Source organism: Cryobacterium tepidiphilum (assembly GCF_003716325.1).
Lineage (GTDB): Bacteria > Actinomycetota > Actinomycetes > Actinomycetales > Microbacteriaceae > Cryobacterium > Cryobacterium tepidiphilum.
This window is the reverse complement of record NZ_RDSR01000001.1, coordinates 58,217-81,735: the sequence shown is the minus strand read 5'-3', so window position 1 is coordinate 81,735 and position 23,519 is coordinate 58,217. Positions and strand designations below refer to the sequence as shown.

The following is a 23,519-nucleotide window of genomic DNA, read 5'->3' as shown; positions in this document are numbered from 1 at the left end:
CATGCGACGAACCGATGCGCCGGGCAGCCTCGCGACATACAGCGCTTGCGCGCAGCGCAGCTCGGCCCGCGTCATCCGCCAGTACTCGACCTCCTTCTCCATGGCCACCCGCCTCCTCCACACGTCGGTGCGGCCTCACGTCGAGAACATCTACGGGCTCGTGCGGGTCGCCGACGAGATCGTGGACGGTGCCGCCGCGGAGGCGGGCCTCGGCGTGGACGAACAGCGAGAGCTGCTCGACCACCTCGAGAGCGACACGGAGCTCGCCATCCGTTCCGGCTACAGCACCAACCTGGTGGTGCACGCCTTCGCGACAACGGCGCGCAGTGCCGGGATCGGCCCCGAGCTCACCGCCCCCTTCTTCGCCTCCATGCGCCGGGACCTCGATCCTGCTCCCCTCTCAGAGGAGGAGGTGCGCCGCTACATCCACGGCTCCGCGGAGGTCGTGGGCCTCATGTGCCTGCGGGTCTTCCTCGCCGACTGCCCGCCGGCTGATCATGAGCGCGCACGGCTGGAGGGGGGAGCGCGGCGACTGGGCTCAGCGTTCCAGAAGATCAACTTCCTGCGCGACCTCGACACGGACTGGACGACGCTCGGCCGCAACTACTTCCCCGGCTTCTCGGCGGGAACGCTGTCGGAGGATCAAAAGCTGATCCTGGTCGCCGACATCGATGCGGACCTGAGGGCGGCGGCCGACGTGATCCCTGCCCTGCCACCCGGATGCCGCAAGGCCGTGGCGGCGGCGCACGACCTGTTCCAGGCGCTCAACGACCGGATTCGCGCCACGCCTGCCGACTCGTTGCTGCACCAGCGACCAAGCGTGCCCGCTCATGAGAAGGCGCGCATCCTCATCCGCAACGTGTCGCCTGCCTCCCGGTGGACGACGCTGTGAACGAGCGCTCCAGGGCCGTCATCATCGGTGGGGGGATCGCCGGCCTCGCCACCGCAGCGCTTTTGGGCAGGGAAGGCTACGACGTGACCCTGCTGGAAGCGCGAAGCGAGGTCGGCGGCCGCGCGGGAAGCTGGGCCCGGGATGGGTTCCGGTTCGACACCGGGCCGTCGTGGTACCTGATGCCGGAGGTGTTCGACCACTTCTATCGGCTCCTCGGCACCTCCGCCGCGGAGCAACTCACCCTCACCCGGCTCGACCCCGGCTACCGGGTGTTCTTCGAGAACCACGACGAGCCCGTCGACGTGGCCGCGGACCGCGCGCGGAACCTCGCGACCTTCGAGGCGATCGAGCCCGGGGCAGGCCGGTCGATCGGACGCTACCTCACGTCGGCGCGATCGACCTACCGGTTGGCGCTCGCCCACTTTCTCTACAGCACGTTCGCCTCGTTCCGACCGCTCCTGGTCGCCGATGTCATCCTCCGCGCGGGCCGCCTCGGCCGGCTGCTGCTTCAGCCGCTGGACCGGTTCATCGCCCGGTTCGTGACAGACCACCGGCTCCGGCAGATCCTCGGGTACCCGGCGGTGTTCCTCGGCTCCGCCCCCTCGATGACTCCGAGCATGTACCACCTGATGAGCCACCTCGACCTCGAGGACGGCGTCTACTACCCGCAGGGCGGCTTCTCCGCCGTGATCGAGAGCATCAGGCGACTGGCCGAGCGCGAGGGGGTGACGATCATCACCGACGCGCGCGCCACGGCGATCGAGACCGGCGACGGCGCCCACCCGAGGGTCACCGGCGTGCGGTACGCCGACGCGGACGGTTCGCCGCGCGAGGCTCCGGCGGAGGTGGTGGTCTCCGCGGCCGACCTGCACCACACCGAGACGACGCTGTTGCCCTCCGAATTGCGCACCTACCCCGACGACTGGTGGTCCACCCGCGTGGCGGGACCGAGCGCCGTGCTCGTCCTCCTCGGCGTGCGAGGCGGCCTGCCCGCACTCAGTCATCACAGCCTCTTCTTCACCGAGGACTGGGACGACAACTTCCAGCGCATCTTCACCGAGCCGACGTCGGTGCCCGACCCGGCATCCCTCTATGTCTGCCGTCCGAGCGCCACCGACGACACCGTGGCGCCCGCGGGACACGAGAACCTGTTCATCCTGGTTCCGCTGCCGGCGTCTCCGGGCATCGGCGCCGGCGGTGAGGACGAAGGCGGCGATGACACGGTAGAGGGAATCGCCGATCGCGCCATCCGCCAGGTGGCACGGTGGGCGGGGATTCCCGACCTCGCCGAGCGGGTGGTGCTCCGCCGCACCCTCGGTCCCGCGGACTTCGCGCGGGACTTCAATTCCTGGAAGGGCAGCGCACTCGGTCCCTCCCACACCCTCCGGCAGAGCGCGTTCCTCCGCGGACGGAATGCGTCATCCGTCGTGGACGGTCTCTACTACGCGGGCGGCACCACCGTGCCGGGGATCGGCCTGCCCATGTGCCTGATCAGCGCAGAGCTGGTCGTGAAGAGGCTGCGCGGCGATGTGAGCGCGGGTGCGCTGCCGGAGCCGCTGTGAGCGTCGCCTACCTCGCCTGCCTTCTCGTGGCGCTCGGATGCATGGCACTGCTCGACCGCCGGTTTCGGCTCTTCTTCTGGAAGGATGCCGGGCGTGCGACCCTGGTGCTCGCCGGCGGCCTGATCTTCTTCCTGGCGTGGGACCTCCTCGGCATCGCCTTCGGGATCTTCGCCCGCGGTGAAACGCGGATCATGACCGGCATGGAGCTCGCCCCGGAGCTCCCGCTCGAGGAACCGGTGTTCCTCGCCTTCTTGTGCTACCTGACCGTGGTGCTCATCTCCGGGATCGGCCAGATGGCCTCGGGGCGCCGGAGGGACGGCCGATGACCTACATCGGGCTGAGTCTGGCTTTCCTCGCCCTTGCCGCGCTGGTGCTGACCATTGCGCTGGCGGCGCATCCCGCCGGACGCGCGCTCGCGACCCGCTGGTGGCTCCCGGTCGCCCTGGCCGGCCTCGTGGTGCTGGCGCTGACCGCGGTCTTCGACAACGTGATGATCCGGCTCGGGCTCATGACCTACGCGCCGGACGCCATCTCCGGCGTGCTCGTGGGCGTGGCGCCCCTCGAGGACTTCGCGTACCCCCTTGCCGCCCTCCTGCTGCTCCCCGCGCTATGGCTCCTGTTCGGCAGGCGAGGCGACCATGACCGGTGACCGTAGCGCCGTCGGCCAGCTGATCGTGGCATCCCGCCCGGTCAGCTGGATCAACACCGCCTTCCCGTTCGCCGCCGCCTATCTGCTCTCCACCGGCCGGCTCGACGCGGCGCTCGTGGTCGGAACGCTGTTCTTCCTGGTGCCGTACAACCTGGCCATGTACGGCATCAATGACGTGTTCGATTTCGAGTCCGACCTCGCCAACCCCCGCAAGGGAGGGCTCGAGGGCGCGGTGCTGCAGCAGGGCGCCCACCGGCTGACGCTCCGGGTCGCGGTGCTGCTGTGCGTCCCGTTCGTGGCGGTGCTGGTCGCCGTGGGCGGCCCGGCTTCCTGGGTCGTGCTCGCCGTGAGCCTCTTCGCGGTGGCGGCGTACTCGGTGCCGGGCCTGCGTTTCAAGGAGAAGCCGTTTCTGGACTCGATCACCTCCAGCACGCATTTCGTGAGCCCGGCGGTGTACGGGCTGGTGCTGGCGGGCGCGACCGTCACGCCCGCGCTCGTGCTGCTCCTGGCCGCGTTCTTCCTCTGGGGGATGGCCAGTCACGCCTTCGGCGCCGTGCAAGACGTGGTGCCCGACCGGGCCGGCGGCATCCACTCGGTCGCCACCGTGATGGGCGCGAAGTGGACCGTGCGTTTCGCGATCGCCGCCTGGGCCCTCGCGGGGCTGCTGATGCTGCCCACGGGCTGGCCCGGCGCACTCGCTGCCGTCTTCGCCCTGCCGTATATCGCGACGGCGCTGCCGTTCCGGTCGGTGAGCGACGCCGAGTCGGAACGCGCCAATCGGGGCTGGCGCCGGTTCCTGTGGATCAACTACCTCGTCGGGTTCCTGGTCACCCTCGTGCTGATCGCCTACGCGCTCGGGCGCTGAGCCGCCACGGCCAGCGCCGCGCGGGTGTGCACGCCGGCGCCGAGGCGCAACGCCTCAGCGAGGTCGTCGGCGGTGTCGACGTCGCGACGGATGCGTGCGGCCGCCGGGAGCGGGAGGGGAACGTGGCCGTCGGCCTCGTGTACCGCCCGCGACCCGGCGCCGAACCGCGGCGTGAGGCGTACCCCGGCGAGCGCGAAGAGGGCCGTCGTGCCGGTGCCCTCCGCATCCGGGATCATCGACCGTCGATGTGCCGACGCCAGCCGCAGCGCCTGGTCCACGTCGCCGGGCGTGAGCTCCGGCAGGTCGCCGGTGATGACCGCCCGGTGCGCATGCGGGTCGGTCCGGGCGACGGCCAGCCCCCGCCGCACGGCCGCGTTCAGCGGATCGCTCTCGGCCCGATCCTCGGGCACGACCTCCGCCCCGAGCGCCTCCATGCGCCGCGCGACCGACAGGTCGGGCGTCACGACGTAGACGCGGCCGACCGCGGGTGCCGCGAGGAGGGCCGCCACCGTGTCGAGCGCGAACGCCTCCGCCAGCTGCTCGCGGTCGGGCACGTCCCCGAGGCGGCTCTTCGCCCCGGGCCGCCCCTTGACCGGAACGACGACGCTCCAGCTCACGACACGGTGCCGGGGTCGACCGCGGGAGCGTCGCCGCGCTCGCGTCCCTCGGCGCGCCCCGCGTCGATGCCCTCCGCGAAGCCGGCCGCCTGGCCGTCGGCGAAGCCCGCGAGCTTCCCCTCCGCGAACCCGGCGTCGAACCCCTCGTCGTAGCCTTCCGCGTGCGCCTCAGCGGTTCCGAGCCGGAACATGTCGGTCGCGGCCGGTCGCTGTATCGCGCGGGCATCCGACTGCCCGATGTCCTCCACGAACCGTTCCAGGCCGCGCACGACGGCGACCGGGATGCCATTCGCCTTGCCCTTGACCAGGTCGGCGGCGGCGGCGATCTCGTCGGCGACCGCGGCGACCGTGACGTCGAGGCGCCGGCCCGACGCATCCGTTGCGCCCCGCAGGTCGTCCATGACCACCACGCCGGCCGCACCGATCGCGATGTCGGTCTGGCCCTCCCGCCAGGCGCGCCCGGCGGTGTCGGTGATGACGACGCCGAGCCGCAGCCGGGTGCGTGCCCGGAGCGCCGCGCACAGCGCCCGCGCCGAGGCGTCGGGGTCTTCGGGCAGCAGCAGGACCGTGCCCTCCGCGGTATTGCTCGCGTCGACGCCCGCGGCGGCCATCACCAGTCCCTGCCGGTTCTCCACGATCCGGGTGACGCCGCCGGCATGCTCGCGGCTGGCCACCACGCGCACGGTTTCGGCGGCGATGGCGTCGTCGCGGCCCTCCGCCGCCACGGCCCGGCCTTCCGCCTTCGAGACGATCTTGCTGGTGACCGCGACGATGTCGCCGTCCTGGAGAGGCGAGTACCTCACATCCGTCGCGCGCGCCGCCTGCACGATGACCGATGCCAGGTCGTCACCGGCCGCGATCTCACCGATGCCCTCGAGCGCGAAGACGTGCAGCCGCGACATGGTCACCGCCCCAGTTTCGGCAATACGTCGCGGCCGAACACGTCGATCCACTCCCGCTGGTTGCGCCCCACGTTGTGCAGGTAGATGCGGTCGAAGCCGAGGTCGACGAACCGCTGGATGTAGGCGCGGTGCTCGTCGGGGTCGGCCGAGATGAGCAGGCGGCCCTCGAAGTCCTCGGGGCGCACCAGCTTCGCCATCTGCTCGAATTCGAACGGCGAGCGGATGTCGCCCTTCGGGAATTTCATGCCGCCGTTGGGCCATTCGTGCATTGCGTTGGCGAGCGCCTCCTCGTGCGTCTTGGCCCAGCTGAGGTGCAGTTGCAGCACCTTGGGCATGGTCGCCGGGTCCTTGCCGGCCTCTCGCGCGCCGGCGTCGAATTTGCCGAAGAGCATCTCGATCTTCTCGAGCGGCGCGCCCACCGTGATGAGCCCGTCGGCATGGCGTCCCGCGCGCTTGGCGGTCACCGGCCCGGCCGTGGCGACGAGGATCTCCGGGGCGACCTCCGGCATGGTCCACAGCCGGGTGGACTCGAGCTTGTAGAACTGGCCGGAATGTTTGACGTCCTTGCCGGCGAGGGAGCCCTGGAAGAGCTTGGTGATGATCTCGATGGCCTCGAACATGCGGTTGATGCGCTCGGGCACCTCGGGCCAGTAGCCGCCGACGATGTGCTCGTTGAGCGCCTCGCCCGAGCCGAGCCCCAGCCAGTGCCGGCCCGGATACATCGCCGCCAGGGTCGCCGACGCCTGCGCCACCATGGCGGGGTGCCAGCGGAAGGTGGGCGCCGTCACGCCGGGGCCGAAGTCGCCGCGCGTGCGCTCGGCCACCGCCGTGAGCACGTTCCAGACGAAGGATGCCTGGCCCTGCGCCGGCACCCACGGCTGGTAGTGGTCCGCGGCCATCACTCCGCTGAAGCCGTGCTCCTCCGCGTAGGCGGAGAGCGCCACGGCCTCGGCCGGCGCGAACTGCTCGAGCATGGCCGCGTAGCCGATCTGCAATCCCGTCATGCCTCCATCCTGCCCCCGATCGACGAGGCCTGACGCACCCCGGCGTGCGGGGCATCCGGGCGCGCCAAATAAGCTGAGAGGCATGCGTATCGCCACCTGGAATGTGAACTCGATCCGTGCCCGCGCTCCCCGGGTGGTGGACTGGCTGGTTCGCGAAGACATCGACGTGCTGGCCATGCAGGAGATCAAGTGCACGCCGGAGCAGTTCCCCGCCGCCGCCTTCGAGGAGGCCGGATACGAGCTCGTGATCCACGGCAAGAACCAGTGGAACGGCGTCGCGTTCGCCAGCCGCTACGGCATGACGGATGTCGCCACCAGCTTTCCGCACATGCCCGGCTTCCTGAAGGGCGAGGAAGGCGAGGGGCTGCCCCTCGAGGCGCGCGCCCTCGGGATCACCGTGAACGACCTGCGGCTGTGGAGCCTGTACGTGCCGAACGGGCGTTCCCTCGACGACCCTCACTACGCCTACAAGCTCGACTGGCTGGCGCGGCTTCTCGACCACACCAGGGCCGAGCTCGCCGCGGACCCGGGCCTCGCCCTCGCGCTCATGGGCGACTGGAACGTCGCCCCGCTGGACTCGGACGCCAACGTGCCGGGCCTGCTGCCGGGCGTCTCCACGCACATCTCCCCGCCGGAGCGCGCCGCGTTCTTCGCATTCGAGACCGCGGGTCTCGCCGACGTGGTGCGCCCCCTCGTGCCCGAGGGGTTCACCTACTGGGACTACAAGCGGCTCGCGTTCCCGCGCAATGAGGGCATGCGCATCGACTTCATCCTCGGCTCGCCCGCTTTCGGCGACCTGGTGACCGACGCGTCGATCCACCGCAACGAGCGCAAGGGCGACGCCCCGAGCGACCACGTTCCCGTCGTCGTCGACCTTGAGGTCGAGGAGGACGACGACCGCCCGATGATCTTCTGACCTCTCCGCCGCCGAGCCCCTAGCCGAGGAAGCGGGGTGAGGACGCGAGCTCAGGCGAGCAGGGCGGCGACGACGAGCAGGGCGGGGATCGACGCGACCGTCGTGACGAGGATGGTGTCGCGCGCCACGACCTCGCCACGCCCGTAGCGGGCCGCGAAGTTGTAGATGTTCTGCGCCGTCGGCAGCGTCGCAACGGCCACGACCGCGAAGAGATCGGCGCCGTCCAGCCCGAACACGAAGCGCCCGAACAGCCACGCGGTGAGCGGCATCACCGCGACCTTGATGAGGGATGCGGCGGCGACCTGCTTGCGCCCCGTGCCGGCTTGCAGCGGCCGCTCGCCGTGCAGCGACATGCCGAATGCCATCAGCACCAGCGGGATCGCGGCGCCGCCGATCAGCTCAAGCGGCGCCAGCAGGGCGTCGGGCAGGTCGATGTGCAGGGCCGCGACCGCCACCCCGGCAACGGATGCGATGATCATCGGGTTGCGCACCGGTTGCGTGATGATCGACCGGGCCGACACCCGGCCGCTGGTGGAGATGTCGAGCAGCATGAGCGTCGCCGGCGCAAGCACCAGCAGCTGCAGCAGCAGCACGGGCGCCACGTACTGCGCGTCGCCGAGCACGTACACGGCCACCGGCAGGCCGATGTTATTGGCGTTGACGTACATCGACCCGGCGGTGCCGAGCGCGGTCTCGGCGAGCGGGCGGGGGAACAGGATCCTCGACAGCACCACGTACAGCACCGCGCCGACGAGAACCGAGCACAGCACCGTGGCGAGGAACGACGACAGCAGCACCCGCACATCCGCGTGCTCGAGCACAGTGAACAGCAGCGCCGGGGTGGCCACGAAGAAGGCGACGCGGTTGAGCACGACGCGCCCGCTCGGGCCGGTCACGCCGGAGCGCTGCACGATGTAACCGACGAGGATGACGAATCCGATGATTCCGAATCCGATCAGCACTCCGCCCATTTCATGCAGTCTAGGCTGAGTGCCATGCCGCACATTGACGTCCCGGGTGCCTCGCTCTACTACGAGACCGACGGCCACGTGTCGAAGCCCGCGCTGCTGCTGCTGCACGCCGGCATCGCGAACCTGCGGATGTGGGACCCCCAGGTGGCCGCGCTGGCCGCCGACCATTTCGTCATCCGCTTCGACGCCCGCGGTTTCGGGCAGACCGAGAGCCTCAATGTGGAGTTCTCGCCCCGCGCCGACGCGCTGGCCGTGCTCGACCACCTCGGCATCGCGAAGGCGACGCTGATCGGCTGCTCGCGGGGAGGCGCGCTCGCGATCGACCTCGCCGTCGAGAGCCCGGGCCGGGTCGCCGGGCTGGTCACCGTGGGGGCAGGGCCCAGCGGATTCCCCGAGACGGAGCTCACCGAACGCGAGGACGCGCTCTTCGACGGTCTCGATGAGGCGTTCGCGCAGAAGGACTGGCACCGGCTGGCCCAGCTCGAGGTGCTGCTCTGGGCGGTGGGGCCGACCCGCTCGGAGGACGAGGTCGATCCCGAGTTCCTCGCCACCGCCTCCGAACTCAACCGCGTGAACGTCGTGCACGCCGACGAGGACCCCACGCCGATCCCGCTTGAGCCGCCGGCGTTCGACCGCGTCGCCGACATCACTGTGCCGACACTCGTCACGGTCGGCGAGTACGACATCAGCGGCGTACTGGCGGAGTACGAGTACCTGCTGTCGGCGATTCCGACGGCCAGCGGATGCACCTTCCGCGACACGGCGCACCTGCCGAGCGTCGAGCGCGCCGATGATTTCACCCGCGTGCTCACCGGCTGGCTGGCCGAGAACGCGCTCTGATCGCCGGGCGCCAGGGAGCGCTCTGAGGCCGGCTCCTCGGTCGCGCTCCGCCTGCGCCCCTGAAACGGGAGAGAAACCGGGGGAAGACGCGCGGAAGTCGCGCGCTACTTAGCCGCCGAGGCGCTCGTCGAGCTCGCGCACGACGGGCCAGGCGCCCTCTTCCGAGTTGCTGAGCACGACGACGTCGAGCCCCGGGTCGACATAGTGGCGAAGGATGCCGCTGGCCCCGGCGCCGATGCCGTCGCTGTACCAGGAATGGGTGGTTCCGTTGCGGTTCAGGTCGAACTCGAGTCCGAACCCGTAGCTCGTCTCGTCGTCGAGCTGCACCTGCGGGATGAAGAACTCCCCGGTGAGTTCCGGGTTCAGCAGTTCCCCGGCGCGCAGCGCCTGCGCGAACCGCGCCAGGTCGGCGGCGGTCGCCTGGGCTCCCTCCGCGGGCGACCCGATGGGCGGGGCGCCGAAGAGGTTCGCCCGCCAGAGGCCGTCGGCGCCCTGGTCCCAGCCCTCGGCGAGGCGCGGCGCGGCGTCCCGGCGGTCGTAGAAACCCGCATCCGTCATGCCGGCCCGAGTGAAGACCTCGTCGTACACGTATTGCCGGTACGGCATGCCGGTGGCGTTCTCCACGGCGAGGCCCGCGAGGATGTACCCGGCATCGGAGTACGCCGCCTCGACGCCCGGCATCGTGGCGGGGCGCTTGTGCGCGAAGAGCGGCAGAAAATCGGCGGTCTCGGTGAGCGTATAGGCGGGGATGCGGGCCCAGAGCGCCGCGTAGTCCTCACCGGTGTCGGCATCCTCGCCCACCGACTCCTCGGCGATGTCGGCGATGCCGCTCGTGTGCGTGAGCAGGTGCAGCAGCGTGACGTCGTGCGGGATGGTGGTGCCGTCGAGGGTGACGTAGTCGTGGATCGACCGCTCCAGGTCGAGCCGGCCGGCGCCGACCAGCTGCAGCACGGCCACGCTCGTGAACAGCTTGGTGATCGACGCCGTGTCGAACCGGGTGTCGAGCGTGTTGCGGATGCCCCAGCGCTGCGTGGCGAGGCCGGTCGCGGCCTCGAAGACGGTCGCGTTCTCCCGGCGCACGAGCACGACCCCCGAGAACTCGGTGTCGGCCAGGAAGTCGTCGAGCCCTGTCGTATCCATCCCCTCAGCCTAGGGAACGCGGCAATACGCCGCTTCTGCTCGACACGCGCGCCGACAATGGTGCCGACGATGGTGCCGCTCCTGAACTTCCGGCTCACTATGAGCCTCAGGTTCACGAACGAAAACGGAGCATCCCCCCGGGCGCCGAGCACAGGAGACCCGTGAGAGGAGTTCTGCTACCGTGAGCGACGAGCTGGAGTCGTTCCCGCTCGAGACCAATGAAGCGGGCGGGGAGACCATGCCGCAGACCGATCCTCTGTTTCAGATTGTGCCGATCATCATTGCCGTCGGGGCCGTCATCGTGCTGCTCGGTTTCGTCGCCGTCATCGTCCTGATCGTCCGCAACGCGCGCAAGGTCAACCGCGCCGGCTACGACCCGACAACGCTCCAGGCGGACCTGGCCATGCGGGTGCTCGGCAGCGACATACTCACTCCGGCGCAGGGCCTTGAAGCACGCTTGGGTGAGTTGGATGCGCTGCGGGCAAAGGGAGTGATCAGCGCCGAGGAGCACGCTGCCGCTCGAGCCGAGGTGCTGTCCGGCGGTCGCTAAGCTCGTGATCCTTCACTCCGTGGCCGACGTCGTGCAGGCGGTGACGGATGCCGCGGCCGGCCGGGCGCGGACGATCGTCGGCATCGCGGGCTCGCCCGGCTCCGGCAAGTCGACGCTCGCCACGGACGTGGTTGCCCGGCTCGGCCCCCGCGCCGCGCTCCTGCCAATGGACGGCTTCCACCTTCCCCAGGCGACCCTGCGCCACCTGGGCCGGCGCGATCGCATGGGCGCCCCCGATACGTTCGACGTCGGCGGCTTCGCGGCCACCCTCGCGGCTCTCCGTCGCCCGGGCGAGACGGTGCGGGCGCCCGGGTTCGACCGGGAGGTCGAGGAGCCGGTACCGGATGCGATCACCATCGGCCCCGAACGGGACGTGATCGTGGCGGAGGGCAACTACCTGCTCCGTGGCCGGGACGGCTGGGAGGCCGTCGCCGCGCTCCTCGACCTGACGCTGTTCCTCGAACTGGACGACGGCATCCGCCTGGCGCGCCTCATCGAGCGGCACGAACGTTTCGGGAAGACGCCGGAGGCTGCGCGCGCGTGGGCGCTCGGCCCCGACCAGGCCAATGCCCGGCTGATCGCCGATACGGCGCGGCACGCGACCCATCGCATCCGCCTGGACTGAGGAGCGAAGCGCCGCGACAGCCGGTTACGCGCCGCGGCGAGCGCGGCGGGAACCGAGCACCCGGCCGGCGACGGCATCCCACACCGGCAGCGGCAGCACGCCACGCAGCGCCGTCGACAGGCCGACCGCGCGCGGCAGCAGCAGCATCGGCGTGCCCGCGAGCATCGCCCGCCACACCCGGTCGACCACGTACTCCGGCGTCATCGCCGGGGTGAGGCGGCTGCCCCGGGAATGCGCCGAGCCCGACACGTAGCTCGGACACACCGTGGTGACCTTGATGTTGCCGTGGTCCTGCTGCTGCAGTTCGAGCCGCAGCGAGTCGCTCCAGCCGATGAGGGCGGCCTTCGAGGCCGCGTAAACGCTCCGCCGCGGGTGCGAGAGGGTGCCGGCCGCCGAGGCGATGTTGACAATGCGCGCCGGCCGGTATGCGTGCCGGATCATGCCGGGCAGGAATTCCCGGGTGATGTACATCGGCGCCAGCGCGTTCACCTGCATGGTGGTGCGGGTGTCGTCGCCGTTGTCGTGCTCCCAGAAGTACTTGTCGATCACGACGCCGGCGTTGTTGATGAGGATGTCGGGGTTGCCCACCTCGGTGCGCACCCGCTGGGCCGTCTGCGCGATCGCCCCCAGGTCGGAGATGTCGACGACGTAGTAGGCGATGCGGGTGCGGCCGTCCGAGGCCGCGCCGAGCTCGGCTGCTGCGCTGGCAAGCCCGGCGGCGTCGCGGTCCCACAGGATCAGCGCGGCGGCCCCCTCCGCGACGGCCCGCTCGGCATAGAGCCGCCCCATTCCCCGCGCTGCTCCGGTGACGAGAACGACGGCTCCTGCGACAGTACGGCTCATGCCTCCATCATCCCAAGTGCTGCGGCCGCTCGCCGTCGCTCGTCGTCGCTCGTGAGGGGCCAACTCTTCCTAGTGCCGAGCCGGCAGCACTGGGTAAAGCTGTCCCCTCACGGGGACCGGGGGCGATGCCGGGCTGGGTAGCATCGGGGGTGTGAGCGAAACAGCGGATGCGCCGGCCCGGCCGTGGCTGCCGGCCGACGCGGCCATGTGGCACACCTGCCGCATGGCATCCGACCTGGTGCAGCGTCGCGTGCCCGATTACCGCGTGCCCACCCTCTTTCCGCTGCGCCCCGGCGAAGTGGCCTTCGCCCACGGGCCGGCGAGCGTCGAGTCGTTCCACGCCATCGGCGACGGAAGCCGCCCATCGAGCAGCACCTTCCTCGCGACCTCCGGCCGTTTCGGGCTGGCGCTCGGCGTGGCGACATACGCGATCGCGAACGCCAACAGACAGGCACAGGCGACCGCGGATGCGACGCCGATGTGGCGGCCGGCGTTCGGCGGCTCGATCGTGGTCACCAGCCAGGGCTTCTACCTTCTCGATCACGCCGGAAAACTGGACTGGGACTGGGACTCGATCGACCTCATGCAGGTCGTCGGCTTCAGCTGCCTCGTGATGCAGGGCCAGTCCGCCACCGGCCCGGTGACCTGGCGAATCACCTCGGACTGGGCAGAACTCGTCTTCGTCATGTGGGCCATGGCGCGCCACCCGCGGCATCCGCAGCTGCTCGACCGGTCCTGGATCCCGGCACGCTGGCCGGAATGGGCCGAGCAGCAGGGCTACCGCCCGTTCCTGCCGGAGCACCCCGCGCTCGAGGGCTGAGCGGCGGGCGCAGCCGGCGGCATCCAGTGTTACGTCGCATTGCGGGCGGCGAGCGCCGGCGGCCTCGGGGTCGCTACCGTCGATCTCAGCCGAGCCCCGCCCCCAGAACACGGATGACCCTCCCATGTCGCACACCGCAGACGTCAGCACCGACCTGACCGGCACCGATGCGACCGGCACCGGCCCGACCGGCGCCGACCCGACCGGCGCCGGCGTGCGCGACCGCGACGAGCTGCGTGCCGGTGCGACCACGGCCGGCCCGTCCGCGCCGGCCGGCAACACGGCGTACACCGTCGAATTCGCCGGCGTCGGCCGCACCTTCGCCGCCGAACCGGTGCTCCGCGACGTCACTCTCACCGTTGCGCCGGGCGAGGTGCTGGCGATTCTCGGCACCAGCGGATGCGGCAAGTCCACCCTGCTGCGCATTGCCGCCGGCCTCGACGCCCCGAGCACCGGCACGGTGCGCATCGACGGGTCCGCCGTCGACGGCATCGACGCCCGCTGCGCGGTCGGATTCCAGGAGCCGCGGCTCTTGCCCTGGCGCACGGTGTCGGCGAACGTGGCGCTCGGCCTGCCGCGCGGAACCCGGCGCGACGCCGGCGCCGCCCGGGTCGCCCAGCTGCTTGAGCTCGTCGGCCTGTCGGCATTCGCCGGGCACCGGCCGCGCGAGATCTCCGGCGGCATGGCGCAGCGCGCCTCTCTCGCCCGTGCGCTCGCCCGCAACCCCGGCGTGCTCCTGCTCGACGAGCCGTTCGGAGCCCTCGACGCGCTCACCCGGCTGAAGATGCAGGACCTCCTGCTCGACGTGCACGCCGCCGCCCCCACCACCGTGCTCCTCGTGACGCACGACGTCGACGAGGCGCTCCAGCTCGCCGACCGCGTGATCCTGCTCGGCCGCGAGGACGGCCGGGCTGGTGCGACCATCCGCCAGGAGGTCGTCGTGCCCGGCCGCCGACCCCGTGACCGCGGCTCCGCCGAACTCGCCGAGCTCCGCGGGCGCCTGCTCGCCGGCCTCGGCATTGAGCGCCACGGTCAGCCCCGCGGCCTCCCGTCCACCAGCACGGTCCCGCACTTCCCGTACTGATGCATCACCCGACGCCCGGCCCCGCCACCCAGCCCACAGCATCCGCTGGCCCTACCGAGAGTACCCACATGACCAACCGACGACTGACCGCAACCGCCCTCATCGCCGCTTCGGCTGCCGCCTCGCTGCTCCTTACCGGATGCGTGGCCGGCGAGAACCAGCCCGCCGCACAGGCCGCTGACGGCGGAACCCACGGCGGTGAGCTGAACATCGACTTCGCCACCTACAACCCGCTCAGCCTCATCATCAAGGAGAAGGGCTGGCTCGAAGACGCCCTCGCCGACCAGGACATCACCGTGAACTGGGTGCAGTCCGCCGGCTCGAACAAGGCCAACGAATACCTGCGCGCCGACGCCATCGACGTCGGCTCCACCGCCGGCTCAGCCGCCCTGCTCGCCCGCTCGAACGGGTCGCCCATCAAGGTCATCGACATCTACTCCCAGCCGGAGTGGTCCGCGCTGGTCGTCGGCCCGAATTCGACCATCACGGATGCCTCCCAACTGAAGGGAAAGCAGATCGCGGCCACCAAGGGCACCGACCCCTACTTCTTCCTGCTGCAGTCGCTCGAGGCCAACGGGCTCAGCCCCAAGGACGTGACCGTGCAGAACGTGCAGCACGCGGACGGCTGGGCGGCGCTGCAGAACGGCTCCGTCGACGCGTGGAGCGGTCTCGACCCGATCATGGCCGGCGCCGAGAAATCGGGCGCCAAGCTCATCTACCGCAACGTCGACTTCAATACCTACGGCTTCCTCAACGCCACCGAGAGCTTCCTCAAGGAGCAGCCCGACGTGGCCCAGACCGTGGTGAACGCCTACGAGCACGCGCGGGCGTGGGCGGCGGAGCACCCCGACGAGACGGCCCAGATCCTGGCGGATGTCGCGGGGCTCGACCTCGACGTCGCCACCAAGGTCATCGTGGAGCGCTCCAACCTCGACGTGAACCCGGTCCCCGGCGACGCGCAGCTGAAGGTGCTGACAAAGATCGGCCCGACTTTCGTTGAGACCGGGGATGTCGCGAAGCAGAGCCAGATCGACGACGCGCTCGACACGATCATCGACGACACCTTCGCGAAGAAGGCCGATCCGTCGGCGATCAAGTAGGCATTCGGTAGGGCAGCAGCAATGGTCGACACCGATGTGAGCAGGTCGCGCACACCCCAGCGGTCGCTGAGCTCGCGCAGCTGGGCGGTCATCCTCGGCGGGGCCATCCTGCCGGTGCTGATCATCGCCGCCTGGCAGCTCACCACGGCGCTCGGCGTCTTCACAATCGCCCAGCTGCCGTCGCCCGAGATGGTCTGGACGGCTGCGGTCGACCTGTTCGATCGCGGGCTGCTCACCCTCGACGTCGCCATCTCCACACAGCGTGTGATCATCGGCTTCGTGATCGGAGCGGCCCTGGGGCTCGGTGCCGGCGCGCTCGTCGGGCTCTCCCGGGCGTCCGACATCCTGCTGGCCCCGACGATCGGCGCCCTCCGAGCCGTACCGTCGCTGGCGTGGGTGCCCCTGCTGCTGCTCTGGCTGAAGATCGGCGAGGAGTCGAAGATCACGCTGATCGCGATCGGCGCCTTCTTTCCGGTCTACACGACGGTCACCGGGGCGCTCCGGCACGTCGACCGGCAGCTGGTGGAGGCGGGGCGGGCGTTCGGGCTGCGGGGCGTGCGCCTGTTCACGACCGTGCAGCTGCCGGCCGTGATCCCGTCGGTGATCTCGGGACTCCGCCTCGCGCTGGCGCAGGCCTGGCTGTTCCTCGTCGCCGCCGAACTCCTCGGCGCCTCGATGGGGCTCGGCTTCCTGCTTTCCGACTCCGGCACCAACGGACGACTCGACCGCATCCTGCTGGCCATCATCATGCTCGCCGTGCTCGGCAAGCTCAGCGACGCTCTCATCGGGCTGCTGGAGAAGTGGGCCGCGCGCCGCTGGTCGTAGCTTTCCCGAACGCGGCCCCGCGGCATCCGCTGGCCCTCACTTTCCACGCGGCGCGGGTCGAACGCCGTTTCGCGGGCTGAATTCAGCCCGCGCAACGGCGTTCAGCCCGCGCAGCGGCGTTCAGCCCGGCGGCGCGAGCCCGCAGGCCTAGGCTGTGCGCATGCGATTCGGAATGTTTGTACCCCAGGGCTGGCGGCACGACCTCGTCGGGATCGAGCCGGCCCGGCAGTGGAAGACCATGAGCGACGTGGCGGCGCACGCCGATGCGGGCCCGTGGGAATCGCTCTGGGTCTACGACCACTTCCACACGGTGCCGGTTCCGAGCGAGGAGGCCACGCACGAGGCGTGGACACTGATGGCCGCCTTCGCCGCCACCACCACCCGCGTGCGCCTCGGCCAGATGTGCACGTGCATGAGCTACCGCAACCCGGCCTATCTCGCGAAGGTCGCGGCAACCGCCGACATCATCTCGGGCGGGCGCATCGAGATGGGCATCGGCGCCGGCTGGTACGAGCACGAGTGGCTGGCCTACGGCTACGGCTTCCCGCGGGCCGGCGAGCGCCTGGCCCGACTGCGCGAGGGCGTGGAGATCATGAAGCAGGCGTGGACCACCGGCAGCGCCACCCTCGACGGCGAGCACTACCAGGTGGACGACGCCATCGTGCGCCCGCTCCCCCTGCAGAAGGGCGGCATCCCGATCTGGATCGCCGGCGGCGGCGAGAAGGTCACCCTCCGCATCGCCGCGCAGTACGCCGACTACACCAACTTCAGCGGCCACCCCGAGGAGTTCTCGCACAAGAGCGACCTCCTGCGCGATCACTGCGCGGCCGTCGGCACCGACTTCGCCGCTATTGTCCGCTCCGCCAACTACAACACCGTGATCGGTGCGACGGATGCCGAGATCACAGACCGCTTGGACGCCATCGAGGCGCGGGTCACTCCGTATCTCGGCGACGACGGCGCCAAGAGCTTCATGGCCGACTACCGCAGCAGCACGGCACTCGGCGTCGGAACGCCCGAGCAGGTGGTCGAGCGCCTCACCGACATGAAACAGCGCGGGCTGGCGTACTCGATCCACTACTTCCCCGAGGCGGCCTACGACCTCTCCGGCGTTGAGCTGTTCGAGCGCGAGGTCATGCCGGCCCTGCAGTAGCAGGACGATCCGCTCGCCGGTATGCGGCGCGCACCTCCGCATCGAGGTGCTCCGTGGCGTAGCCGAGCGCGGTCCGCGGCATCCGTCCGGCGTTCTCGTCGAGAAAGCGGATGAGCAGGGCCCGGTCGACACGTTTGCCCACCTCGCGCAGCATCCAGCCGACGGCCTTGTGCATGAGGTCCTCGCGGTCGTCGAGGAGCCCGGCCGCCAGGGCGAGGGTCGTGGACGCGTCGCCACGCTGGATCAGCCCGTAGGTCGCGACCACGGCGACACGACGTTCCCAGAGCATGTCACTGCCGGCGAGCTCGAAGAGAACGTCCCGCGACCGGTCCACGAGGTAGCTGCCGAGCAGTGTGGGGGCGGAGGCGTCCACGAGGTCCCAGTTGTTCACCCGGCCGCGCCGCACCGCATGGAGGTAGAAGTCGGCCAACCGGGTGCGCGCCGCGTCGTCGCGCGTGCGTGGAGCGCTCGCCCTGTCGAACTGCTTCACCAGGATGAGCAGACCGGCCAGCCGGTGCTCGTGCATGTCGCTGTCCAGCAGCTCCGCGACCTCGGTGACCGGCAGGGCGACGAACCGCTTGACGACGGCGCGAGTCGCGGGCACCGTCACGCCGATGAACCGGTCGCCCTCGCCGTATTCGCCGGGCGCGGTCTTGAAGAAGCGTGCGGCGCCGATGGCGCGCTCGGGGTCGGCGACCGACGCGAGCGCCGCCTGCACCTCCCGAGCCGTGCCGCCGGCATCCGTTGCCTCACTCACGCTCGCACCCTACTCGTTCCCCCGTGCGGCCGCCGCGTCACAGCGATGCGTTGCGCCGTTCGAACGGCGCCGCAGTTTTGTTGCAGGACTTCGGCGAAAAACGTCCATCCTGCGTCGATAGCCTGAGAACGGCGCGCGATCGCGCGATCAGGCCCGCATAGCGCGGCAGTCACGAGGACGGGAGGTTCCCATGTCGAAGTACGTTGCAGAAGCAGTAGTCGGTGAGCCCGAGGTTCTCGAGGACGCCATCAGCGCCGACGCCGTCGCCGCACAGCCGGCCTGGCTCCGCCTCAAGGCCGCGGCCACCGCCCTGCAGCCGCTGCAGGTGAAGGACGGCTCCATTCCCGACGCCGAGGTCCACACGGATGCCGTCGCCCACGTCGAAACGCTCGTGTCGGCCATCGATGAGCTGGCCCCGCTCTTTCCCCACGACGCCACGTACCTCCGCTCGGTCACGGCGGACTTCACGCGCTGGGCGAGCGAGGGCTTCGGCGTGCCCGATTTCTACGACTCGCTCACCGCCTTCCACCCGCAGCAGCACCGCGTCGACGGCATCCGTCACCTGGTCGTCTTCCCGATGTACACCCAGAACGGCAGCACCAACCGCCTGGTCGAAGCCGTGCTCATCGAGGTGATCTGGCCGGACTTCATCGCCGAGCTCGAGGAGACCTACACGAACGCCCTGTTCGTGCCCATCCGCTTCCTCGACTTCACCCCCGGCTACGACACCAACTCGGCCGTGCTGTTCCCCGAGACGGTCGCGATGCGGCAGATCCCCACCTTCACCTGGGGCGCGATTTTCGCCGACCGCGAGGCGGCCCGGTTCCGACGCGTGGTGCGCGCCGCAGCGGAGGTCACCCGCCTGGAGATGCCGGCCGACGCGGCAGCGCTGCTCGACGACCAGCACCTCACCGAGGAGACCTACGTGATGTGGGACCTCATCCACGACCGCACCCACATGCGCGGCGACCTGCCCTTCGACCCGTTCATGATCAAGCAGCGGATGCCGTTCTTCCTCTACTCCCTGGAGGAGCTCCGCTGCGACCTCACCGCATTCCGCGAATCGGTGGCGATCGAGCGTGACGAGTCGGCCAGCCCCGAGGCACGCAAGCACGCCAAGCTCGTACAGTATGCGGTGATCTTCGACAGGATCTTCCGCTTCGCGATCACCGGGAGCCGGGTGCGCAACTACGACGGCCTCGGCGGCCAGCTGCTCTTCGCCTGGCTGCACCAGCACCACGCGCTCCACTGGACCGACACCCGGCTGAGCTTCGACTGGGACGCCGCGCCCGACGTCGTCGTTGCGCTCGGCGCACGGATCGAGGAGCTGTACTGGAGCTCGATCGACCGGCCGAAGACCGCGCACTGGCTCGCCGCATACGACATGATCCGCGAGACCCTCACGCCGCACCCGGCGTCGCAGTGGGCGCGCGGGCTCAGCGACGAGGTACTCTCCGGCGCGCCGAAGGGCTACACCGACGCCGTGCTCGACGACGAGTTCCCGCTCTCGATGTTCTTCGAGGCGCTCGACAAGAAGATGAAGCCGGTCATCGAATCGACCGTGGGTATCACAGCGGATGCCTGACACCCACGCCGCCGTCGCCGGCCACACGGTTCTCATCGCCGGCGCCACCAGCGCCGCCGGGATCGCGGCCGCGACGGCGCTGGCCGCCGCCGGAGCACGAGTCGTCGCCGTCGGCTCGGACGCCGGCCGACTGGAGCACCTGCGCGAGGCCGTGCCCGAGGCGGGCACCCACGCCTGCGACCTCGCCTCCTGGCCGGCGGTGCTGGAGCTCGTGCAGGCCGTGCATGACCAGCACGGCCCCATCGACGGGCTGCTGCACCTCGTGGGCGGCTGGCGCGGCGGCGGGGGCCTGGCCGGGCAGAGCGACGAGGACTGGGACTTCCTGCACGAACGCGTGCTCACCACCCTCCGCCACACCACCCGGGCGTTCAACAACGATCTCCTCGCCTCGACGGCCGGCCGGCTCGCCATCGTCTCCTCGGTGACGGTCGACAACCCGGCTCCCGGCGGCGCCAACTACGCCGCCGCCAAGGCTGCTGCCGAGACGTGGACGCGTGCCGTCGGAAACGGATTCGCCAAGGCGGAGTCGGCCGCTGCATCCGTCGTCTTCGTCGTGAAAACCCTGGAGGGCCTCGAGAACGACCTCGCCGACCACGTGGTCGACCTGTGGGAGCAGGACGCCGCCTCCGTCAACAACACGCGCATCCGCCTCGGCGAGACCGCACCCGTGCCACCACGGAGTGAATCGGAGTAGCTTGGGCGCAAGCGGCGGAGGGAGCACGGTGACGTCACTCTGGCTGGATCGCGAGCAAACCATCGCAACGGACCCGTTCATCGACCAGGCCCGCTACGACACTGTCATCGTCGGAGGCGGTCTCACCGGCCTGACCACCGCTCTCCTGCTGGCGCGCTCCGGGCAGCGCGTCGTCGTGCTCGAGGCACGCACCCTCGCCGCCGTCACCACCGGCAACACCACAGGCAAACTGTCGCTGCTGCACGGCGGCCAGCTCTCACAGCTCCTGCACGCCAACTCGCCCGACGTCGCGAGGGCGTACGTTGAGGCGAACCGCGAGGGCCAGCAGTGGATGCTGCGCTACTGCCACGAGCACCAGGTGCCGTTCCAGGAACGCGACGCCTTCACCTACGCGGGAACCCCGGAGGGCGCCGACCGGGTGCAGCGGGAGTACGAGGCATGCCGGATGGTGGGCCTCGACGTGACGCTGGAGGCAGAGACCGAGCTGCCCTACCCCACCTGGGGAGCGGTGCGCCTCGCCGACCAGGCCCAGTTCGACCCGCTCGATGTCGTGGACGCCCTCGCGCGTGATCTTCGGTTGCACGGCGGGCACGTGGTGCAGGGCGCGTTCGTCACCGGCATCACCAGGAACGCGAGCGGCATCGAGACGCGCATCGGCGACCGTCTTGTCCGGTCGGACCGCGTCGTTCTGGCAACCGGAACGCCCATCCTCAATCGCGGCGGGCACTTCGCCAGGCTGCAGCCCCTCCGTTCATACGCGCTCGCGTTCACGGTGCCCGGTCCGGTGCCGCTCGGTATGTACCTGTCGATCGACGAGCCCACCCGGTCGCTCCGGACGACGCCGACCCACGGCACCGAGCACCTGGTCGTGGGGGGCAACGGGCACGTTGTGGGCCGGCAACATTCGGCGCTCGCCCAGGTGCGCGATCTGGAGGCGTGGACGGCGGAGCACTTCCCGGGCGCCGTTCGCACGCATGCGTGGTCGGCACAGGACTACCGCTCGCTCGACCGAGCCCCCTACGTGGGGCCGATCGTGCACGGCGACGACCGCATCTTCGTGGCGACAGGATTCAACAAGTGGGGGATGACCAACGCCGTGGCGGCGAGCCTTGCCCTCTCGGCGCGGCTCCTCGACGGCGCGATGGGCTGGGCGGACACCCTCTACAACCGGCCCGCGACACTCGCCGACGCGGGCGACGCGGTGCAGGTCAACGGAAGCGTCGGCTTCGAGATGGCGAAGCACTGGGCCGGCCAGGCCGTGGCGAAGCATCCCGACGCAGCACCGGCCGAGGGACAGGGCGTTGTCTTCAGCGAGGGGATGCGCCCGGTCGGGTTGTGCACGGTCGGTGGCGACACGCGAAAGGTGTCGGCGGTCTGCCCGCACATGCATGGCGTGCTCGGTTGGAACGACGCGGAGAAGACGTGGGACTGCCCGTTGCACGGCTCCCGCTTCACCCACGACGGCCGCCGGCTCGAGGGGCCGGCACTCCGCGACCTCGAATCCATCACTGATTCGCCCGAATAGACCCCCACTTCGGGGACTCACGCCCTTTTCAAAGACATCTCACAGCTACGCTTCGGTGGGGGAAACTCTCGGGCCGCCGTTTATGACTGGGCGCACTGCGCCGCCGTCTGCCTGTCCTGCGTTCTCTCCGACTTAGTGCACCGAGTGATCCACCGAGCAAATGAGGTATTGAGAACGTGAAGAATTCATCCATGAGCGGGCTGCGCCGCATCGCCGCCCTGGGCCTCGGCCTGGCCATGATCGGGGGCCTCTCCCTCGTGGCCGCCACGCCCGCCACGGCTGTGACCCCGCCGACGTATTCCATTTCCGGAACTGTGAACGTCGACAACGGCGATGGCGTCGGCGTAGCCGCCGACGGCGCCACAGTCACGGACGTGAACAACCCGGCAGAGTCCACCAGCACCGACGCCATCGGCGGCTTCACGCTGGCAGGACTGGCCGATGGTGATTACACCCTCGAAATCTCGCTGGACGGATACGCCACGGTCACGACCGACACCACGATTGCCGGTGGTGATGTGACCCTTCCCGAAGTGGTCACGCTGACCGCCGTCACTCCCGCCGACCCCGAGCCGAGCTATTACTCGATCACCGGCACGGTGACCGCCAAGGACGGCAACTCCGACTTCGCCGCCACCGTGGAGATGAACGAGAACCAGGGCTACTCCAACACCGTTATCCCGGTGGATTCCTCCGGAAATTTCTCGTTTGAGAACCTCGAGCCGAACGCCGACGTCACCCTTACGTTCTCCGCAGATGGATACCAGACGGTCACCAAAGACGTCGACATCAGTGCCGCGGATGCCGAGGTGAACGTTGAGCTGCTGCCCAACCTGCCCGAACTCAAGGCTGGTACCGCGAAGATCACCGGCACCGCCGAGGTCGGCCAGGTCCTCACCGGCAGCACGACCGGCTGGCCTGCTGGAACGAAGCTGAGCTACCAGTGGGGATTCAACGGCGGCCAGTTCGGCGGTCCGATCGACGGCGCAACCGGAACCACGCTGAAGCTGACCAAGGACCTGGTCGGCATGCAGATCGTCTTCATCGTCACTGGCACCAACGACGGCTTCGCGCCCACGAGCGCCTCTGCCTTCGGACCGCACGTCGCGGCCGCGAAGAAGGACGCCGCTGCCGCACCGGCCGGTGACTCCGGTGGCCTCGCCGTGTACCTCGAGGGACGCGGCGTGACCGCTCAGTCGCAGACGTCGGCCGGCCTGCCCGCCGGTGACCTGAACCCGGGCGAGGACTACGAAGCCGAACTGAAGTGGACCGCGACCGACTCCTACGTCGACGTGTACCTCTACTCCACGCCGACCCTCGTCGGAACCTTCCCGGTTGTCAACGGTGCCGTGCAGATCACCCTGAGCGCCGAGGTACTGAGCGAGCTCGAAGCCGGCAACCACACGCTCGTCGTCACCGGCCAGAGCTCCGGTGCCGTGCAGGCCGTGGCACTGACCGTCGCCGACATGCTGGCCGCCACGGGCTTCAACACCGGTGGCCCGCTCGCCATCGCCGCGCTGCTCCTGCTGCTTGGTGCGGCGCTCCTGGTGGTTCGTCGCCGCCGCGTGCACGCCTAAGCATCCGCACACACGAAGGGGCA

25 protein-coding genes are annotated in these 23,519 nt (G+C 70.1%); 18 read left to right on the top strand and 7 right to left on the bottom strand.

The features are described 5' to 3' along the window. Window position 1 precedes the first annotated feature (1 nt). Genes EEJ31_RS00435 through EEJ31_RS00415 form a run of 5 tightly spaced genes read left to right on the top strand, consistent with a single transcriptional unit; the run spans window position 2 to window position 3,968 of the window. Window positions 2-892 (top strand): phytoene/squalene synthase family protein, encoded by an 891-nt coding sequence (locus EEJ31_RS00435; RefSeq protein ID WP_123044319.1) that lies wholly within the window; start codon window positions 2-4, stop codon window positions 890-892. After that, window positions 877-2,454 (top strand): phytoene desaturase family protein, encoded by a 1,578-nt coding sequence (gene crtI / locus EEJ31_RS00430; protein WP_233563641.1) that lies wholly within the window; start codon window positions 877-879, stop codon window positions 2,452-2,454. Before EEJ31_RS00435 ends, crtI begins: the two co-directional genes overlap by 16 nt. Then, the gene (locus tag EEJ31_RS00425; protein WP_123044317.1) at window positions 2,451-2,780 is read left to right on the top strand and encodes a lycopene cyclase domain-containing protein; all 330 of its coding nucleotides are present in this window, start codon (window positions 2,451-2,453) and stop codon (window positions 2,778-2,780) included. Before crtI ends, EEJ31_RS00425 begins: the two co-directional genes overlap by 4 nt. Then, window positions 2,777-3,103, top strand: coding sequence for a lycopene cyclase domain-containing protein (locus EEJ31_RS00420; RefSeq protein WP_123044316.1), 327 nt, complete (start codon window positions 2,777-2,779; stop codon window positions 3,101-3,103). The genes EEJ31_RS00425 and EEJ31_RS00420 overlap by 4 nt, the downstream gene beginning before the upstream one ends. Next, a complete protein-coding gene (locus EEJ31_RS00415) occupies window positions 3,093-3,968 on the top strand; it encodes a prenyltransferase (protein ID WP_123044315.1) in 876 nt (291 codons plus the stop codon). Before EEJ31_RS00420 ends, EEJ31_RS00415 begins: the two co-directional genes overlap by 11 nt. Here the strand turns inward: EEJ31_RS00415 and cofC are convergent. From cofC to EEJ31_RS00400, 3 genes are read right to left on the bottom strand one after another with little or no spacing between them, the layout of a single operon-like run. Next, window positions 3,950-4,585, bottom strand: coding sequence for a 2-phospho-L-lactate guanylyltransferase (gene cofC, locus EEJ31_RS00410; RefSeq protein WP_123044314.1), 636 nt, complete (start codon window positions 4,583-4,585; stop codon window positions 3,950-3,952). The two genes, EEJ31_RS00415 and cofC, sit on opposite strands and share 19 nt — an antisense overlap. Continuing rightward, the gene (gene cofE / locus EEJ31_RS00405) at window positions 4,582-5,487 is read right to left on the bottom strand and encodes a coenzyme F420-0:L-glutamate ligase (RefSeq protein ID WP_123044313.1); all 906 of its coding nucleotides are present in this window, start codon (window positions 5,485-5,487) and stop codon (window positions 4,582-4,584) included. The genes cofC and cofE overlap by 4 nt, the downstream gene beginning before the upstream one ends. 2 nt (window positions 5,488-5,489) lie before the next feature. Next, the gene (locus tag EEJ31_RS00400; RefSeq protein ID WP_123044312.1) at window positions 5,490-6,491 is read right to left on the bottom strand and encodes a TIGR03557 family F420-dependent LLM class oxidoreductase; all 1,002 of its coding nucleotides are present in this window, start codon (window positions 6,489-6,491) and stop codon (window positions 5,490-5,492) included. A gap of 82 nt (window positions 6,492-6,573) precedes the next feature. On the opposite strand from EEJ31_RS00400, the gene EEJ31_RS00395 reads away from it, so the two are divergent. Further along, window positions 6,574-7,407 carry an exodeoxyribonuclease III gene (locus EEJ31_RS00395; protein ID WP_123044311.1) on the top strand — a complete coding sequence of 278 codons (834 nt, stop codon included), beginning with the start codon at window positions 6,574-6,576 and terminating at the stop codon, window positions 7,405-7,407. 50 nt (window positions 7,408-7,457) lie between these two features. Here EEJ31_RS00395 and EEJ31_RS00390 read toward each other — a convergent pair whose 3' ends face one another. Then, a complete protein-coding gene (locus EEJ31_RS00390; protein WP_123044310.1) occupies window positions 7,458-8,378 on the bottom strand; it encodes an AEC family transporter in 921 nt (306 codons plus the stop codon). A 24-nt stretch (window positions 8,379-8,402) separates the two neighbouring features. Here EEJ31_RS00390 and EEJ31_RS00385 point away from each other — a divergent pair, with 24 nt between their 5' ends. Beyond that, window positions 8,403-9,218 (top strand): alpha/beta fold hydrolase, encoded by an 816-nt coding sequence (locus tag EEJ31_RS00385; RefSeq protein WP_158603865.1) that lies wholly within the window; start codon window positions 8,403-8,405, stop codon window positions 9,216-9,218. A 108-nt stretch (window positions 9,219-9,326) separates the two neighbouring features. Here the strand turns inward: EEJ31_RS00385 and EEJ31_RS00380 are convergent, their stop codons facing one another. After that, a complete protein-coding gene (locus EEJ31_RS00380; protein WP_123044308.1) occupies window positions 9,327-10,358 on the bottom strand; it encodes a serine hydrolase domain-containing protein in 1,032 nt (343 codons plus the stop codon). A gap of 181 nt (window positions 10,359-10,539) precedes the next feature. Here EEJ31_RS00380 and EEJ31_RS00375 point away from each other — a divergent pair, with 181 nt between their 5' ends. Together EEJ31_RS00375 and EEJ31_RS00370 are read left to right on the top strand one after the other, a co-directional pair. Then, entirely contained in the window at window positions 10,540-10,908 is a 369-nt protein-coding gene (locus tag EEJ31_RS00375) for a hypothetical protein (RefSeq protein WP_123044307.1), read from the top strand. Window positions 10,909-10,912: 4 nt separating this feature from the next. Next, window positions 10,913-11,533: a nucleoside/nucleotide kinase family protein gene (locus EEJ31_RS00370; RefSeq protein ID WP_233563640.1), complete on the top strand. Its 621-nt coding sequence runs from the start codon at window positions 10,913-10,915 to the stop codon at window positions 11,531-11,533. A gap of 24 nt (window positions 11,534-11,557) precedes the next feature. On the opposite strand, the gene EEJ31_RS00365 is transcribed toward EEJ31_RS00370, so the two are convergent. After that, a complete protein-coding gene (locus EEJ31_RS00365) occupies window positions 11,558-12,376 on the bottom strand; it encodes an SDR family NAD(P)-dependent oxidoreductase (protein WP_123044306.1) in 819 nt (272 codons plus the stop codon). A gap of 151 nt (window positions 12,377-12,527) precedes the next feature. Between EEJ31_RS00365 and EEJ31_RS00360 the strand changes: the two genes are divergently transcribed. From EEJ31_RS00360 to EEJ31_RS00340, 5 genes are all read left to right on the top strand, one after another. Next, window positions 12,528-13,196, top strand: a complete 669-nt coding sequence (locus EEJ31_RS00360; RefSeq protein WP_123044305.1) for a hypothetical protein — start codon at window positions 12,528-12,530, stop codon at window positions 13,194-13,196. A gap of 124 nt (window positions 13,197-13,320) precedes the next feature. Beyond that, window positions 13,321-14,280, top strand: coding sequence for an ABC transporter ATP-binding protein (locus EEJ31_RS00355; RefSeq protein ID WP_123044304.1), 960 nt, complete (start codon window positions 13,321-13,323; stop codon window positions 14,278-14,280). A 68-nt stretch (window positions 14,281-14,348) separates the two neighbouring features. Next, window positions 14,349-15,380: an aliphatic sulfonate ABC transporter substrate-binding protein gene (locus EEJ31_RS00350; protein WP_123044303.1), complete on the top strand. Its 1,032-nt coding sequence runs from the start codon at window positions 14,349-14,351 to the stop codon at window positions 15,378-15,380. Between the two features lie 21 nt (window positions 15,381-15,401). Further along, window positions 15,402-16,205 carry an ABC transporter permease gene (locus EEJ31_RS00345; RefSeq protein ID WP_123044302.1) on the top strand — a complete coding sequence of 268 codons (804 nt, stop codon included), beginning with the start codon at window positions 15,402-15,404 and terminating at the stop codon, window positions 16,203-16,205. Window positions 16,206-16,365: 160 nt separating this feature from the next. Further along, window positions 16,366-17,358: an LLM class F420-dependent oxidoreductase gene (locus EEJ31_RS00340; RefSeq protein WP_123044301.1), complete on the top strand. Its 993-nt coding sequence runs from the start codon at window positions 16,366-16,368 to the stop codon at window positions 17,356-17,358. On the opposite strand, the gene EEJ31_RS00335 is transcribed toward EEJ31_RS00340, so the two are convergent. After that, window positions 17,339-18,115: a DNA alkylation repair protein gene (locus tag EEJ31_RS00335; RefSeq protein ID WP_199727226.1), complete on the bottom strand. Its 777-nt coding sequence runs from the start codon at window positions 18,113-18,115 to the stop codon at window positions 17,339-17,341. The two genes, EEJ31_RS00340 and EEJ31_RS00335, sit on opposite strands and share 20 nt — an antisense overlap. Before the next feature lie 190 nt (window positions 18,116-18,305). On the opposite strand from EEJ31_RS00335, the gene EEJ31_RS00330 reads away from it, so the two are divergent. From EEJ31_RS00330 to EEJ31_RS00315, 4 genes are all read left to right on the top strand, one after another. Then, window positions 18,306-19,700, top strand: a complete 1,395-nt coding sequence (locus EEJ31_RS00330; protein ID WP_123044299.1) for a DUF6421 family protein — start codon at window positions 18,306-18,308, stop codon at window positions 19,698-19,700. After that, window positions 19,693-20,394 (top strand): SDR family NAD(P)-dependent oxidoreductase, encoded by a 702-nt coding sequence (locus tag EEJ31_RS00325; protein ID WP_123044298.1) that lies wholly within the window; start codon window positions 19,693-19,695, stop codon window positions 20,392-20,394. The genes EEJ31_RS00330 and EEJ31_RS00325 overlap by 8 nt, the downstream gene beginning before the upstream one ends. A gap of 28 nt (window positions 20,395-20,422) precedes the next feature. Next, window positions 20,423-21,919 carry an FAD-dependent oxidoreductase gene (locus EEJ31_RS00320; RefSeq protein WP_123044297.1) on the top strand — a complete coding sequence of 499 codons (1,497 nt, stop codon included), beginning with the start codon at window positions 20,423-20,425 and terminating at the stop codon, window positions 21,917-21,919. 191 nt (window positions 21,920-22,110) lie between these two features. Continuing rightward, window positions 22,111-23,496 (top strand): carboxypeptidase-like regulatory domain-containing protein, encoded by a 1,386-nt coding sequence (locus tag EEJ31_RS00315; RefSeq protein ID WP_123044296.1) that lies wholly within the window; start codon window positions 22,111-22,113, stop codon window positions 23,494-23,496. Window positions 23,497-23,519: the final 23 nt, after the last annotated feature.

Coding starts and splice junctions, on each gene's coding strand:
- EEJ31_RS00435 (WP_123044319.1), top strand. CDS start 2: ATGCGACGAACCGATGCGCCGGGCAGCCTCGCGACATACAGCGCTTGC.
- EEJ31_RS00420 (WP_123044316.1), top strand. CDS start 2,777: ATGACCTACATCGGGCTGAGTCTGGCTTTCCTCGCCCTTGCCGCGCTG.
- EEJ31_RS00415 (WP_123044315.1), top strand. CDS start 3,093: ATGACCGGTGACCGTAGCGCCGTCGGCCAGCTGATCGTGGCATCCCGC.
- cofE (WP_123044313.1), bottom strand. CDS start 5,487: ATGTCGCGGCTGCACGTCTTCGCGCTCGAGGGCATCGGTGAGATCGCG.
- EEJ31_RS00400 (WP_123044312.1), bottom strand. CDS start 6,491: ATGACGGGATTGCAGATCGGCTACGCGGCCATGCTCGAGCAGTTCGCG.
- EEJ31_RS00395 (WP_123044311.1), top strand. CDS start 6,574: ATGCGTATCGCCACCTGGAATGTGAACTCGATCCGTGCCCGCGCTCCC.
- EEJ31_RS00390 (WP_123044310.1), bottom strand. CDS start 8,378: ATGGGCGGAGTGCTGATCGGATTCGGAATCATCGGATTCGTCATCCTC.
- EEJ31_RS00385 (WP_158603865.1), top strand. CDS start 8,403: ATGCCGCACATTGACGTCCCGGGTGCCTCGCTCTACTACGAGACCGAC.
- EEJ31_RS00380 (WP_123044308.1), bottom strand. CDS start 10,358: ATGGATACGACAGGGCTCGACGACTTCCTGGCCGACACCGAGTTCTCG.
- EEJ31_RS00365 (WP_123044306.1), bottom strand. CDS start 12,376: ATGAGCCGTACTGTCGCAGGAGCCGTCGTTCTCGTCACCGGAGCAGCG.
- EEJ31_RS00355 (WP_123044304.1), top strand. CDS start 13,321: ATGTCGCACACCGCAGACGTCAGCACCGACCTGACCGGCACCGATGCG.
- EEJ31_RS00350 (WP_123044303.1), top strand. CDS start 14,349: ATGACCAACCGACGACTGACCGCAACCGCCCTCATCGCCGCTTCGGCT.
- EEJ31_RS00345 (WP_123044302.1), top strand. CDS start 15,402: ATGGTCGACACCGATGTGAGCAGGTCGCGCACACCCCAGCGGTCGCTG.
- EEJ31_RS00340 (WP_123044301.1), top strand. CDS start 16,366: ATGCGATTCGGAATGTTTGTACCCCAGGGCTGGCGGCACGACCTCGTC.
- EEJ31_RS00330 (WP_123044299.1), top strand. CDS start 18,306: ATGTCGAAGTACGTTGCAGAAGCAGTAGTCGGTGAGCCCGAGGTTCTC.
- EEJ31_RS00325 (WP_123044298.1), top strand. CDS start 19,693: ATGCCTGACACCCACGCCGCCGTCGCCGGCCACACGGTTCTCATCGCC.
- EEJ31_RS00315 (WP_123044296.1), top strand. CDS start 22,111: ATGAGCGGGCTGCGCCGCATCGCCGCCCTGGGCCTCGGCCTGGCCATG.